Below are 13754 nucleotides of genomic sequence, written 5' to 3' on the forward strand. Positions count from 1 at the left end.
GGCGAAAAGCCATAGCCGGATGTTGACTTTCACTGCACCCAATTCGCGACCAGATTCAAGGGCGTTTTGAGAATATGGGTCTCAAAATCCGATCGGCATTCATCGCGCACCAAAAAAATGTCTTCCCCCTGCCAAGGGTTGCCGAACGAGCCCCGTCATAAGGTATGAGATGCGCATGAACGTGAGTGATGAAAACCTGGCCCTAGCGGCAGCAGGCGGCGATGGGGCCGCGTATCAGCTGTTGCTGAGCCGCGTCTATGATCGCCTGTTTGGACTGTGTTTCCGACTCACCGGAAGCCGGGCCGAGGCGGAAGACTTGACCCAAGACATCTGCCTCGCGCTACCCGGAAAGCTATCGGGATACCGGGCGCAGGCAAAAGTGACGACGTGGCTTTACCGGGTCGCGGTGAATGCCGCCACGGATCGGCGCAGGCGGCAAGCCAGTTACACGCGGGCCACCGATGGGTGGGCCGATTGGGAGGTGGACCGTGTGCAATCGGCGCAGGAAGCCACCGAGGCAACGGCGTGGCTGTATCGCGCGCTGGCGGAACTGTCGCCCTCGCTTCGGGACACGCTGGCGCTGGTGCTGGACGACGTCACCCACACCGAGGCGGCGGAGATTCTGGGCGTTTCCGAGGGCACAATTTCGTGGCGCGTTGCAGAAGCCAAGAAGAAGCTACGGGCATTGAAAGCAGAGGAGGAGGACCAATGACCTCCAATAATTTCAACGATCTAGACGACCTGAAGCGCGCGATGGCCGAAGCCACGCCTACGCCCGATGCTGCCCGCAAGGCCGAGGCGATGGCGCGCTCGCTAGAAATCTTCAACCGCGCCCAAGGATCGCAGGATGCGGCGCGTCAAACCTCTGAGACCCCGAAAGATCGGGGCTTTTTCAGAGGAGCTTTTGACATGTTGATTTCCAAGACCCCCATTCTAAAAACCGGCGGCGCATTGACCGCCACCACCGCCCTTGTCGGGGTCGGTCTTTTATTTCTGAGCCCACAGGGCCAAGAATTGCTGCAAGCCCCGTCAGAGGTGCCTGCACCAATCACTTCCGCGCCCCCTGTTACCGCTCCGGCCCAAGCCGAGGTGGATGTGGCCGACGACGCGCTTGTTGCGGCGCCGATGATCGTGGCTGAAATGGCCGATACCGATGCGGAGGCGGAACTCGCGCCCCCCGCCGCCCCGCGCCCCCTCACCGCGATGCCTGCCGCCCCTGTCGCCGGGGATTCGGATCAGGGCGGTCTTGCCGGAATTGCCGCACCGCTGGGGGCGATTTCCCAGCAAGGTTACGGCAATTCCGCTGCGGTGGCTGCGCTGCCGCAAGGGCGTATCGCGCCGCTTGTGCAGGACCTCGCCCCCGCCCCCGCGCCGCTGAGTGAAGAATACGCCAATGCCGATGCCAATCCCTTGCAGGTGGTCGCCGAAGACCCGGTTTCGACCTTCTCGATTGATGTGGACACGGCCTCTTACGCGTTGCTGCGCTCGACCCTAAACCAAGGGCAATTGCCCGCGCCCGATGCCGTGCGGATCGAAGAGATGGTGAACTACTTCCCCTACGACTACCCTGCCCCCACGGCTGACGACATCAGCCCGTTCCGCCCTACGGTGCAAGTGTTCCAGACCCCTTGGAACCCTGACACGCAGCTTTTGCACATCGGCATTCAGGGCGAGATGCCCGCCATTGACGACCGGCCGCCCCTGAACCTCGTGTTATTGATCGACACGTCGGGCTCCATGAATGACCCTGCGAAACTGCCGCTGCTGATCCAGTCCTTCCGGCTGATGTTGGATCGCCTCGCCCCCGATGATGAGGTCGCCATCGTGACCTATGCCGGCAGTGCAGGCGTGGCGCTGGCGCCCACACCAGCCAGCGACACAGCCACGATTTCGGCCGCGCTGACGGCCCTGCAAGCGGGTGGCGGTACCAACGGCGTCGGCGGGCTGGAAGAAGCCTACCGCCTTGCCGCCGAGATGACGGATGACGGCGATGTAAGCCGCGTCTTGCTGGCCACGGACGGGGATTTCAACGTCGGCATCAACGACCCCACTGCGTTGGAGAACTACATCGCCGAGCAGCGCGAGACGGGCATCTACCTCAGCGTGTTGGGGTTCGGGCGCGGTAACCTGCAAGACGACACGATGCAGGCCTTGGCGCAGAACGGCAACGGCACCGCCGCCTATATCGACACCCTCCACGAGGCTCAGCGGGTGTTGGTGGACCAAATGGCGGGCGCATTGTTCCCCATCGCGGACGATCTGAAAGTGCAGGTTGAGTTCAATCCCGAAGTGATCGCCGAGTATCGCCTGATCGGCTATGAGACCCGCGCCTTGGCCCGAGAAGATTTCGCCAACGACGCCGTAGACGCGGGCGACATCGGGGCGGGCCATTCGGTGACGGCGATCTACGAGGTGACGCCCGTAGGTTCCCCCGCCGTGTTGGTGGCCCCTCTGCGGTATGCTTCCGATGATGGAACAGAAGCGCGTTATGGCGAAGAACTGGGCTTCATCTCGTTGCGGTGGAAAGAACCGGGCGAGGAAGACAGCACCCTGATCGACTTCCCCATCGCCGCTGCTGTTGCAGAGCCGGGCACAGAGGCACAATTCGCCGCCGCTATTGCAGGTTTCGGGCAGCTTCTACGCGGCTCGGACTTCTTGGGCGATTGGGACTACGCGGACGCGATCGCGCTGGCCAACGCAAACCGGGGCGAAGATGAATTCGGCTACCGGACCGAGGCCGTGCAACTGATGCGTCTGGCCGAAAGTCTGGCGCGCCAATAGAACCCGTGCCCTCGCGCTCCATTGTGCGGGGGCAACCGACGGTACGTCACCGATCCATCGCGCCCTTCCCGGCAAAAATCTTGTCTCGGAATTTCTCGATCCGCGCGAACCGGGTCTCTGGCTTTTTCGCTGATCCAATAGCGATGGCGTAGCTTTTCTGGCGTCCAGGCGTGAGCGCCGCAAAGGCCTCGGCAAGATCGGGGTCACCGTCGAGCGCCTTTAGCAACTCAGCGGGAAGTTCTATCGCGTGATCTTCCTTGGGCGGCTTGATCCCCTTGGTGGCATACTCCTTCGCCTCGGCCAGATAGGCGGCGATGATCGATGCCATCCTTGTAACGTCGGAGCTTGAATAGAATCGGATCACACTGGGGTGGCGGGTGTTGGGGCCCTTGCGCTCGAACACCGCTTCTGGGTCTTTCATCAAGGCGGGGTTGAAAAACGTCAGCCGAAAATCGGACCGAAACGCCCCGAGAATCACGATGTTCCGGCCCGCATGGACGTAGCAAGGATGACCCCATTTCACTGTTTCCCCCAGCCCGGCCTCCTGGCAGAGTTGGCGCAAATAGGCCAAGCCTTCGGCCCATTGATGGACGGAGCAGGCCGGCGTCGCAAAGCGATCGCACCGACCGCAGCCCTGGGCAAAATAGTCGTCAATGTCAGAGATCATGGTGGTTGGTCCCGCAGGTTTCGATCAACGGTAGCCCAGAGAGATGGCGACGATCAATTCAACGCGGGAGAGCTAAGGCGAGCGGGAGGATTGCTCTCGGGACTTCTTAGACTAGGGAGCTTTTGCCCTTTCGGGACATCTTCCTGCGGAAAATAGCCTGTGGGGCCTGCGCTCTTTGCAATGCAAAGAGCTTACGGTGGAGCCTAGCGGGATCGAACCGCTGATCCCAAGCGCGTGCGTAGCACCGCAAGGGTCATGCGCCATCGGTCGGGCAGGACCGAGGTATCAAATGAACCATTGGAAAAATGGTGGAGCCTAGCGGGATCGAACCGCTGACCTCCTGCATGCCATGCAGGCGCTCTCCCAGCTGAGCTAAGGCCCCATTGGCGGGCGGTGTAAGGCCGGGGCGCAGGCCGCGCAAGCGAAAAATCTGCTTGAGCGTCATTTCCCGGCCTAACCGTCCGTTGCTAGGTCAGTCTTCGCTCTCTTCCGAGGCTACGTCTGCGATATCGTCGAGGGCAACTGTGTCCTCGTCGTCATCGTCTAGCACATCATCATCGGGCAGATCGGCGTCATCGTCATCTTCGATGTCGATGTCGTCGTCGAGGACCAGATCCTCATCGTCCGAATCAGTCTCTTTGGCTTTTGTCGCGGCCTTATCGGCCACCAGGCTTTGGGCACCGCCCTTGCCGGTTTCAAGCACAACGACTTCGCCCGTATATGGGCTGACAATCGGGCTTGCACCCAAGTCGTAGAACCGTTTTCCGGTCGTGGGACAGACGCGCTTAACGCCCCATTCCTCTTTGGGCATGATACCCCCCTTATTTCACGGGCTTCAATCATCGCTATCGCGGGAACTCGCGCTCTGCCATAGTGGGGTCAGGCTGTCAAAGCCTTTCCGGCCGTGCGCGCCGTCTCGCAGTATGGAGCTACACATTTGGCCGCTCAATCGTCGGTTTCAACCCATGTTCTTCCCGGAGACCCTCCGGTTGAGGTTTTGATGCGTCGCAACGCCCGTGCAAAGCGGTTTTCCCTGCGGGTCAGCCGCTCGGATGGACGTGTATCGCTGAGCCTTCCCAGTTGGGCGCCCGAAGCCGAGGCTTTGGCTTTTCTTCGTGCACGTGAGCCATGGGTAAGAGAACATCTGGATCGCTATCCCGGTTTGAAAGCCGCGAGAATTGGCGCGGATGTTCCCATTTGTGGCGTGCCGCGACCTGTCGTCGCCGGATCGGGACGGGCCGCGCAATTCAAAGACGGGGCGCTTCATGTGCCCGAAGGCCCCCGCGAAGGGCCGCGCATCAAGGCGCTTCTGACTGCAATGGCCCGTGAACGGCTTAGCACCGCCGTGGCGATCCACGCAGGCGCGATTGGCAAGCGGTATGGCAAGATCACCCTGCGGGACCCCCGGTCGCGTTGGGGCAGTTGTTCTTCCAAGGGCGATCTGATGTTTTCCTGGCGGTTGATTATGGCCCCGCCAGAGGTGCTGGACTACGTTGCGGCCCATGAAGTTGCGCATTTGGTCGAGATGAACCACTCAGCCCGCTTCTGGGCGCTGTGCAAGCAGCTTTGCCCCACCACTGACCAGCACCGCCGCTGGATGCGCGCCAATGGTGCGGATCTGCTGGCTTGGCGCTTTGACGCGCAGGAGTAGTGCCATGTTGATGAACCCTCGGCCGACCGAGACCGGCGCCGCTGTGGCCCATGACCGGGTCTATCGCGCGTTGCGATCCCGGATCATGTACGGAGAGGTCAGTCCCGGCCAAGCCATGACCCTGCGCGGTGTGGGGCGTGAATTCGGCGTCTCCATGACCCCGGCCCGCGAAGCGGTGCGTCGGCTGGTCAGCGAGGGGGCGTTGTTTCTGTCCACCTCGGGGCGGGTATCGACGCCCGAGCTGTCGAATGAACGGATTGAGGAATTGGCATCGCTACGGGCGCTGTTAGAGCCGGAACTCGCCTCGCGCGCGTTGCCCCGCGCCCACCCCGCGCTGATCGAGAGGATGGAGGCGATCAACGGTCAAATCGCCCATGTAATCGCGAAACGCGATGCGGTGGGTTACATCAAGCTGAACCTCGAATTTCACCGGACGCTGTACCTGCGGGCCCAAGCCCCGGCGATGCTGGCGCTGGCGGAAACGGTTTGGTTGCAGATGGGGCCGACGATGCGGGCGCTTTATGGGCGGTTGGGGCGCACGGAATCGCCGCCCCACCATCGCTTGATCCTTGCGGCCCTGAAAGCAGGCGATGAACCGGGTCTGCGCCTTGCCCTGCGGGCCGATGTGACCCAAGGACTAAGGCTTCTGGCGGCTTAGCGCAGGGCCAAGAATGCTTCGTGCCCGCGCAACACGGAACGGGCGACGGCCATGGGGTTTGCACTAAGCTCTGGAAACAACTCACGAATTTCCTCGGCGACGCTCAGGTCAAATCCGGTAAGGGTTTCATCATTGGCCAGAAGGCTTTCGCTTGGCGCGCCTTCAGCGATGACGATCTGATGGGTGTCAAACATGATGTGGTGATAAGTGACGCGCGGTTGCGGGGCCTGATGGGCGAGGCCCATCTGCGTCATCTGCCGTGCCGAAACGAGGGCACTATCGGCCCCCAAGGCCAGTTCACACCCCGCGCCAGAAACCAACATGCGGTGATGTGGCGACACCAGAAGATCGCGTTTCAGGCCGTTCCAACCGGCAGGAATGCGCACCGGAGCAAAGGCGCCCATGCCAGGCACCTGACGCTTGCCGACCCACCGCAACGGCTGATCACCTGCGTCCAATGTGCGTACCATATCGCCCACCGCCAAGTCCTCGACCGCGACCCAGCCACGCGCGGTGCTCAGCCGGGTGCCGGCCACAAAGCACGCAACATAATCGTCGTAAGCATTGGCCTGCTGATGAGAGGTCCGTTCCGTGTTGAAGGTGTATGACGTGCCCGGCACCATCTCGACCGTCGAGACAATGCCATCCACGGCGCCCTGCTGATAGCCGTCGCCGCCGAAATGGAAGCTCGTCACCTTATGGCCCGTGGTGGTGTTAATCAGGTCATAGGCGGTATTGATCGTAGTGCCTGCCGCGTAGGCATTGCCATCGATGTTCACCGCTTGGTTAAGGCTTTGCGTGCCATCAACCTCATCAAACACTGCCTCGTCATCGTTGACCTCGATCAACGTAGGAACGGCACCGGGCTTGAGTTGCAGCGTGAACGTGGGGCTCCCCGCCGCCTGCGCACCGTCTTCGATTGGTGGAGCAGTAACGAAGTCCGAGGGGCTGTAGACGTACAGGTAATAGACGGGCATGGGAATCCTTAGGGCAAAACTTGTCCCCTTAATTCCCTTAAAATCGTTCGAAAGTGTGGCCGTAGAGGGGGGCGTTCATGGCAAACGCCCCCTATGCTTCACGCTGTGTCAGGCGTGGATTGCGCCATCGCCGCAGGCCAGCGCTGCTTCGCGCACGGCTTCCGAATATGTTGGATGCGCATGGCACGTCATGGCGAGGTCTTGAGCCGAAGCGCCGAATTCCATCGCAACGCAGACCTCGTGGATCAGATCACCTGCCATCGGGCCGATGATATGCGCGCCAAGAATACGGTCCGTTTCAGCATCCACGAGAAGTTTTACAAAGCCTTCCCCGGCGAAGTTCGCCTTCGCGCGGCCATTACCCATGAAGCTGAATTTACCAACCTTGTAAGCTTGGCCCGCTTCTTTCAGGGCTTCTTCGGTTGCGCCGACGGTGGAGACCTCGGGGTGGGTGTAGATCACGCCGGGGATCACACCATAGTTCACGTGACCATGCTTGCCCGCGGCCACTTCGGCGGCCGCCATGCCTTCATCCTCGGCCTTGTGGGCCAGCATCGGGCCTTTGATCGCGTCGCCGATCGCCATGATGCCCGGCACGTTGGTACGGTACTGGCCATCGACCTCGACCTGACCACGCTCGGACAGCTTCACGCCAAGCGCCTCCAGCCCCAAGCCGTCGGTGTAGGCCTTGCGCCCGGTGGCGACCAGAACGACATCGGCGTCCACGGTTACTTCGCTATCGTCCTTGCGCAGCTTGTAGGTGACCTTTGCCTTGGTCTTCGTTGCGGCCACAGATTGCACCGCCGCGCCCATGGTGAAGCCGATGCCCTGCTTTTTCAGGGTGCGCTGGAAGACCTTGGACACCTCTGCATCCATGCCGGGTGTTACATGGTCGAGGAATTCAATCACCTCTACCTGCGTGCCCAAACGGCTGTAGACCGAGCCCAGTTCAAGCCCGATCACGCCCGCGCCGATCACAACCATCTTTTTGGGTACTTTCGGAAGGCTCAACGCGCCTTCGCTATCCACGACGACCTTCTGGTCAATCTCGATCCCCGGCAAGCTTGTCGGTTCAGACCCAGAGGCCACGATGATGTTCTTGGCGCTATGCACCTCATCACCGACCTTGACCTTGCCAGCCTCGGGGATGCTGCCCCAGCCTTTCAGCCAGTCAACTTTGTTCTTCTTCAGAAGAAACTCCACGCCCTTGGTGTTCTGCCCAATCACATCGTCTTTGTAGGCCTGCATCTGCGGCCAATCCACGGAGGGGGATTTCCCCTTCAGACCCATCTTGGCGAAGTTATGTTCCGCCTCGTGCAGCATATGGGACGCATGCAGCAGCGCCTTGGAGGGGATACAGCCGATGTTCAGGCACGTCCCGCCGAGGGTATCGCGCCCCTCTACCACGGCCGTTTTCAGGCCCAGTTGCGCACAGCGAATGGCGCAGACATAGCCGCCGGGGCCGGAGCCGATTACGATAACGTCATAGCTGGACATGGAAGGCCTCCAAAGGTCGTTGGTTAGGGCATATAATAGGGGCGCTGAGGTCAGCAAACAACCGCAGCACAGGGGTTCTTTAGGGGGCGCAGCGGCGCATTCAGATCAGCGCCGCAACGGTCATTATGATGGTCGCAAGCAGGCCCACGAACCAGATGAGGCTTCGCCAAGGACGCAAGCCAAAGGCATAAGCGGGCACATAGGCCACGCGGGCCGCCAGATAGATCCAACCGCAGGCCGCTGTCACGGCGCTTGATTGATCTGCAAGGGTCACGACCACCACGGCAATCGTAAACAGGATTAGCCCTTCGAAATGGTTATCAAAGGCCCGCCCCAGGCGCCCCGTCCGGTCCGACATGGCACGCGATGGTTCCCTATCCCGGGCAGAGCTGGTGTAGCCGGTGCCGAGCTCCATATTCGCCGGAATGGCGTAGAGCGCGAATTGCACAACCTGTAGCAAGCTGGCGAGGGCGAGGGCAGTGAGTTCGGGGGTCATGTTCTGGCTCAGTTTTCAGGAAAGGGGCGCGACTGGATTATTCCAAGCGATCCAACACGCGCCCCGTCATCCAATCAATGTTCGTTTCACCGTTCACCCGCATCGCATAGGGGCGGACGTCACGGGCAGCGCTTTCATCCGTCACACGGGCCTGGCATTGAGCTACGCCTCTGATCTGAGCACCAAAGCCGTTCGCCGCTTCGTAGCTCAGAAAAATAGACGCCACATAGCTGGTGCCATAGGAGAATATTCGACGGTCCGTTTCTTCAAGGGCATCGAAAGATTCGACCCCGCGCCACGTCGCATAGGCTGCCTCATCCATCGGCTCAAGATCGAAGTGTTCGCACTCCAGCCGTTCATAAGAGGACGGAGACCGCAGCCGCTCAACCATCTGCGCTTCGCATACCTGACAAAAGAGTTCTTCGGTTGATTGGAAGAAATCAGGGATGAAATCCGCATGGGCGGCCCCCGCAGGAGCAAATCCCGCGAGCGCCAAAACCAATGCAGTCGGACCACGCACTGGCTTACAAATCCATCAGCAGCCGCCGCGGATCTTCCAACGCTTCCTTCACGCGAACAAGGAACGTCACCGCGCCTTTGCCGTCCACGATCCGGTGGTCATAAGACAGGGCCAGATACATCATCGGGCGGATCACGACCTCTCCTCCGATTGCCATGGGACGGTCCTGGATCTTGTGCATCCCCAAAATGCCAGACTGTGGCGGATTGAGGATGGGCGAAGACATTAGCGAGCCGTAGACACCGCCGTTGGAGATCGTGAACGTACCGCCCTGCATCTCTGCCATGGACAGCTTACCATCACGGGCGCGGGCGCCCTTCTCACCGATGGCTTTTTCGATATCCGCAAAGCTCATCTGATCGACGTCGCGGATCACCGGAACCACAAGGCCCTGCGGCGTGCCCGCAGCGATGCCCATGTGGACGAAGTTCTTATAAACAATGTCCGTGCCGTCGATTTCCGCGTTGACCTCTGGCACCTCGCGCAGGGCGTGGACACAGGCCTTAGTGAAGAAGGACATGAAGCCGAGTTTCACGCCATGCTTCTTCAGGAACAGGTCTTTGTACTCGTTCCGCAGCGCCATAACTTCGGTCATGTCGACCTCGTTATAGGTCGTCAGAATGGCGGCCGTGTTCTGGGCATCCTTCAGGCGACGCGCAATGGTTTGGCGCAGGCGGGTCATCTTGACCCGCTCTTCCCGTGCCTCATCGCTTGCTGCAACTGGCGCACGTGGCGCCGCGGCCGCGGGGGCCGGAGCCGCCGCTGGCGCGTTGCCCGCTTTCAGTACGTCTTCCTTCATGATCCGGCCATCACGGCCCGTGCCCGTGACCTGATCCGCCGACAAGCCTTTGTCGGCCATCAGCTTTTCCGCTGAGGGGGCGTTCTTGACCCCTTTACCTGCGTCCTTCGCTGCGGGGGCATTGGGGGCAGCCACATCCGGCCCGCCATTGGCAGACGGTGCGACGGCGCCGGCGCTGCCACCGATTACCGCCAATTTGGCCGAGGCCTCGACCGTCGCGCCTTCTTCCGCCAGGATCTCAGACAGCACACCCGCCGCAGGCGAGGGCACTTCGACTGAGACTTTATCCGTTTCCAACTCGCACAGCATTTCGTCCTGCGCGACGGTTTCGCCGACTTTCTTGAACCATGTGGAAACCGTGGCTTCGGTGACGCTTTCGCCAAGTGTCGGCACCATCACGTCAACCGCGTCACCCGACGGCGCAGCATCAGCCGCGGCGGCCGGTGCAGCTTCCGCGGCAGGTGCCGCCGAAGGGGCAGCCCCTTCGCCTTCGCTCAACGTAGCCAGCAGCGCATCCACGCCCACCGTCTCGCCTTCGGCTGCAACAATCTCACCAAGTGTCCCGGCAGAGGGCGAAGGCACCTCAACCGTGACCTTATCGGTTTCCAGCTCACACAGCATTTCATCCACTGCGACGGCATCGCCGGGCTTTTTGAACCATGTCGCCACGGTCGCCTCGGTCACGGATTCGCCCAGAGTGGGCACACGAACTTCTACAGACATCTCAATTACCCTTCGATGGTCAGCGCACTGTCGATGAGTGCTGCTTGTTGGGATTTGTGGGCGGAGGCCAGACCCGTCGCGGGTGAGGCCGAGGCACTGCGACCCGCATAACGCGGGCGGGTGGTTTCGGCGCCGATACGCGTCAGCACCCATTCCAGATTAGGCTCGATGAAGGACCAAGCACCTTGGTTCTTAGGCTCCTCCTGACACCAGACGATTTTGGCTTTCTTGAAGCGTTCCAGCTCTTTCGTGAGAGCCAGAGCGGGGAACGGGTAGAATTGTTCAAGACGCAGAAGATACACGTCGTCGATCCCGCGGCTGTCACGTTCTTCCAACAGGTCGTAGTAGACCTTGCCGGAACAGATCACGACCTGTTTGATCTTGTCGTCGGGCTTCAGCTCGGTGTCCGAATTGCCTTTCTGGGCATCGTCCCACAGCACCCGGTGGAAACTGGACCCGGTGGTGAAATCCTCGGCCTCGGAAATCGCCATCTTGTGACGCAGCAAAGACTTTGGCGTCATCAGGACCAGCGGCTTGCGGAAATCGCGGTGGATTTGGCGGCGCAGGATGTGGAAGTAGTTCGCTGGCGTCGTACAGTTTGCAACGATCCAGTTATCCTGCCCACACATCTGCAAGAACCGCTCCAACCGGGCGGAAGAATGCTCTGGCCCCTGCCCTTCATAGCCATGGGGCAACAGCATCACGAGGCCGGACATCCGCAGCCACTTGCTTTCGCCCGATGAGATGAACTGGTCGAACATGATCTGCGCGCCATTGGCGAAATCACCGAACTGGGCTTCCCAAAGGGTCAGCGCGTTGGGCTCTGCCAGTGTGTAGCCGTATTCAAACCCAAGCACGGCATATTCCGACAGCATCGAGTCGATGACTTCGTAATGCGCCTGCCCCTCCCGGATGTTGTTGAGGGGGTAATACCGTTCCTCGGTGTTCTGGTCGATCAGGCCCGAATGCCGTTGGCTAAACGTGCCGCGGGTACTGTCTTGGCCCGACAAACGCACGGGATAGCCTTCGGTCATCAACGACCCAAAGGCCAGCGCCTCGCCGGTGGCCCAGTCAAACCCTTTGCCGGTCTCAAACATCTTGGCCTTGGTGTCCAACAGACGGCCCACGGTCTTGTGCAGGCTCACGCCCTCGGGCGCGGTGGACAGGGCCTTGCCCACTTCCGCAAAGGTCTCGGGCGAGATCGCGGTTGTGCCGCGGTCATACTCGCCCTTTTCCTTATCCAGATGCGACCAACGCCCATCCAGCCAGTCGGCCTTGTTGGGCTTATACTCTTTCCCGGCCTCGAACTCTCCGTTCAGGTGAGACTGGAACGAGGCTTTCATGTCCTCAATCTCGCCCTCGGGGATCAGGCCGTCCTTGATCAAACGCTCGGTATAGAGCTGAAGGGTGGTCTTCTGGGCCTTGATCTTCTTGTACATGATCGGGTTGGTGAACATGGGCTCATCACCCTCGTTATGACCAAACCGGCGGTAGCAGAAGATATCCAGCACCACGTCCTTGTGGAACTTCTGGCGGAATTCCGTTGCCACGCGGGCGGCGTGAACGACCGCTTCAGGATCATCGCCGTTCACATGGAAAATCGGTGCTTCCACCATCAGCGCGATGTCCGTGGGATAAGGGGACGAGCGCGAGAAATGCGGCGCGGTGGTGAAGCCGATCTGGTTGTTCACAACGATATGGATCGTGCCGCCGGTCTTGTGCCCGCGCAGACCTGATAGGCCAAAGCCTTCGGCCACAACGCCCTGGCCCGCAAAGGCCGCATCACCGTGCAGCAGAACTCCCATGACCTTCGTGCGCTCTGTGTCTTTCTTCTGATCCTGCTTGGCACGGACCTTACCCAAGACAACCGGGTTCACCGCCTCTAGGTGCGAGGGGTTTGCCGTCAGCGACAGGTGGACAGAGTTTCCGTCAAATTCCCGGTCGCTAGACGCGCCGAGGTGGTATTTCACATCGCCCGACCCATCGACATCTTCAGGCTTGAACGATCCGCCTTGGAACTCATTGAAAATCGCCCGGTAGGGCTTGGCCATCACGTTGGCCAATACCGACAGGCGGCCCCGGTGAGGCATGCCGACGATGATTTCTTCAATGCCCAACTGACCACCGCGTTTGATGATCTGTTCCATCGCCGGGATCAAGCTTTCGCCGCCATCCAGCCCGAAACGCTTGGTGCCCATGTATTTGACGTGAAGGAATTTCTCGAACCCCTCCGCTTCGACCATCTTGTTCAGGATCGCCTTGCGGCCTTCCTTGGTGAACTGGATTTCCTTGCCGTAGCCCTCAATCCGTTCTTTCAGCCACGCCGATTCCTCGGGGTTGGAAATATGCATGTATTGCAGGGCAAAGGTGCCGCAATAGGTGCGGCGCACGATCTCGATGATCTGCCGCATGGAGGCCATTTGCAGCCCCAGCACGTTGTCGATGAAAATCGGACGGTCCATATCCGCATCGGCAAAGCCGTAGGACGCAGGGTCCAGCTCGGGATGAGGGGTCTGGTCGCGCATCCCCAAGGGATCAAGGTCCGCCACCAGATGGCCGCGAATGCGGTAGGCGCGGATAATCATCAGCGCACGGATACTGTCCAGCACGGCGCGTTGCACTTGATCGTCGGTCAGCTCGATGCCTTTGGCTTCGGCCTTTGCCTTGATCTTTTTGCCCGCTTCCTTGCCTTCATCGGCAGCGGGATATTCACCGGTCAGCGCCGCAGTCAGGTCGTCGCCGGGAACAGGCGGCCAATCCCTGCGGGCCCACGACGGGCCAGCTGCGGGCGCTTGCGCATCCTCACTATCGCCCAGTTGCGCAAAGAAATCCGCCCATGCGGCATCTACCGCGGCGGGGTCTTTGGCGTATTGCGCGTAGAGTTGTTCCAAGTATTCGGCGTTGTGCCCCTGCATGAAGCTAGAGGCATGGAGCTGATCGTTGGGAGATTGGTCGTTCATGGGTAGTCGCTCCGGTGTGACTGTG

At 60.6% G+C, this 13754-nt stretch carries 12 protein-coding genes and 1 tRNA gene; 4 read left to right on the forward strand and 9 right to left on the reverse strand.

Annotated elements, in window-relative coordinates; all coding sequences use genetic code 11:
* Positions 1-175: 175 nt before the first annotated feature.
* Together K3728_16480 and K3728_16485 are read left to right on the forward strand one after the other, a co-directional pair.
* Positions 176-712, forward strand: a complete 537-nt coding sequence (locus K3728_16480; protein UWQ95259.1) for an RNA polymerase sigma factor — start codon at positions 176-178, stop codon at positions 710-712.
* Entirely contained in the window at positions 709-2781 is a 2073-nt protein-coding gene (locus K3728_16485) for a von Willebrand factor type A domain-containing protein (protein UWQ95260.1), read from the forward strand. The genes K3728_16480 and K3728_16485 overlap by 4 nt, the downstream gene beginning before the upstream one ends.
* 46 nt (positions 2782-2827) lie before the next feature.
* On the opposite strand, the gene K3728_16490 is transcribed toward K3728_16485, so the two are convergent.
* The 3 genes from K3728_16490 to K3728_16500 form a co-directional block, all read right to left on the reverse strand.
* On the reverse strand, positions 2828-3448 hold the full coding sequence (locus tag K3728_16490) for a YdeI/OmpD-associated family protein (GenBank protein UWQ95261.1): 621 nt from the start codon (positions 3446-3448) through the stop codon (positions 2828-2830).
* 306 nt (positions 3449-3754) lie between these two features.
* Positions 3755-3830 (reverse strand) — tRNA-Ala (locus K3728_16495).
* Between the two features lie 90 nt (positions 3831-3920).
* On the reverse strand, positions 3921-4259 hold the full coding sequence (locus K3728_16500) for an FYDLN acid domain-containing protein (protein ID UWQ95262.1): 339 nt from the start codon (positions 4257-4259) through the stop codon (positions 3921-3923).
* A gap of 126 nt (positions 4260-4385) precedes the next feature.
* On the opposite strand from K3728_16500, the gene K3728_16505 reads away from it, so the two are divergent.
* Positions 4386-5099, forward strand: a complete 714-nt coding sequence (locus K3728_16505; protein UWQ95263.1) for a M48 family metallopeptidase — start codon at positions 4386-4388, stop codon at positions 5097-5099.
* Positions 5100-5106: 7 nt separating this feature from the next.
* A complete protein-coding gene (locus tag K3728_16510; protein ID UWQ97597.1) occupies positions 5107-5757 on the forward strand; it encodes a GntR family transcriptional regulator in 651 nt (216 codons plus the stop codon).
* Here K3728_16510 and K3728_16515 read toward each other — a convergent pair.
* The 6 genes from K3728_16515 to K3728_16540 all read right to left on the reverse strand — a co-directional run bounded on the left by K3728_16515 (position 5754) and on the right by K3728_16540 (position 13729).
* Positions 5754-6734, reverse strand: a complete 981-nt coding sequence (locus tag K3728_16515) for a Hint domain-containing protein (protein ID UWQ95264.1) — start codon at positions 6732-6734, stop codon at positions 5754-5756. The two genes, K3728_16510 and K3728_16515, sit on opposite strands and share 4 nt — an antisense overlap.
* 108 nt (positions 6735-6842) lie before the next feature.
* Positions 6843-8231: a dihydrolipoyl dehydrogenase gene (gene lpdA, locus K3728_16520; protein ID UWQ95265.1), complete on the reverse strand. Its 1389-nt coding sequence runs from the start codon at positions 8229-8231 to the stop codon at positions 6843-6845.
* Positions 8232-8331: 100 nt separating this feature from the next.
* Complete coding sequence (locus K3728_16525; protein UWQ95266.1) at positions 8332-8727, reverse strand: MAPEG family protein; 396 nt, start codon at positions 8725-8727, stop codon at positions 8332-8334.
* A 37-nt stretch (positions 8728-8764) separates the two neighbouring features.
* A complete protein-coding gene (locus tag K3728_16530; protein ID UWQ95267.1) occupies positions 8765-9247 on the reverse strand; it encodes a hypothetical protein in 483 nt (160 codons plus the stop codon).
* A gap of 4 nt (positions 9248-9251) precedes the next feature.
* Complete coding sequence (odhB, locus tag K3728_16535; protein UWQ95268.1) at positions 9252-10769, reverse strand: 2-oxoglutarate dehydrogenase complex dihydrolipoyllysine-residue succinyltransferase; 1518 nt, start codon at positions 10767-10769, stop codon at positions 9252-9254.
* 5 nt (positions 10770-10774) lie between these two features.
* Positions 10775-13729, reverse strand: coding sequence for a 2-oxoglutarate dehydrogenase E1 component (locus K3728_16540; protein ID UWQ95269.1), 2955 nt, complete (start codon positions 13727-13729; stop codon positions 10775-10777).
* Positions 13730-13754: the final 25 nt, after the last annotated feature.

Source organism: Rhodobacteraceae bacterium M385 (assembly GCA_025141835.1).
In the GTDB taxonomy this organism is placed as follows: Bacteria; Pseudomonadota; Alphaproteobacteria; order Rhodobacterales; family Rhodobacteraceae; genus Gymnodinialimonas.

Excerpts from the sequence above, each read along its gene's own strand:
- K3728_16485 (UWQ95260.1), top strand. The coding sequence starts at position 709 with ATGACCTCCAATAATTTCAACGATCTAGACGACCTGAAGCGCGCGATG.
- K3728_16525 (UWQ95266.1), bottom strand. The coding sequence starts at position 8,727 with ATGACCCCCGAACTCACTGCCCTCGCCCTCGCCAGCTTGCTACAGGTT.
- K3728_16540 (UWQ95269.1), bottom strand. The coding sequence starts at position 13,729 with ATGAACGACCAATCTCCCAACGATCAGCTCCATGCCTCTAGCTTCATG.
- K3728_16515 (UWQ95264.1), bottom strand. The coding sequence starts at position 6,734 with ATGCCCGTCTATTACCTGTACGTCTACAGCCCCTCGGACTTCGTTACT.
- odhB (UWQ95268.1), bottom strand. The coding sequence starts at position 10,769 with ATGTCTGTAGAAGTTCGTGTGCCCACTCTGGGCGAATCCGTGACCGAG.
- K3728_16490 (UWQ95261.1), bottom strand. The coding sequence starts at position 3,448 with ATGATCTCTGACATTGACGACTATTTTGCCCAGGGCTGCGGTCGGTGC.
- K3728_16480 (UWQ95259.1), top strand. The coding sequence starts at position 176 with ATGAACGTGAGTGATGAAAACCTGGCCCTAGCGGCAGCAGGCGGCGAT.
- lpdA (UWQ95265.1), bottom strand. The coding sequence starts at position 8,231 with ATGTCCAGCTATGACGTTATCGTAATCGGCTCCGGCCCCGGCGGCTAT.
- K3728_16500 (UWQ95262.1), bottom strand. The coding sequence starts at position 4,259 with ATGCCCAAAGAGGAATGGGGCGTTAAGCGCGTCTGTCCCACGACCGGA.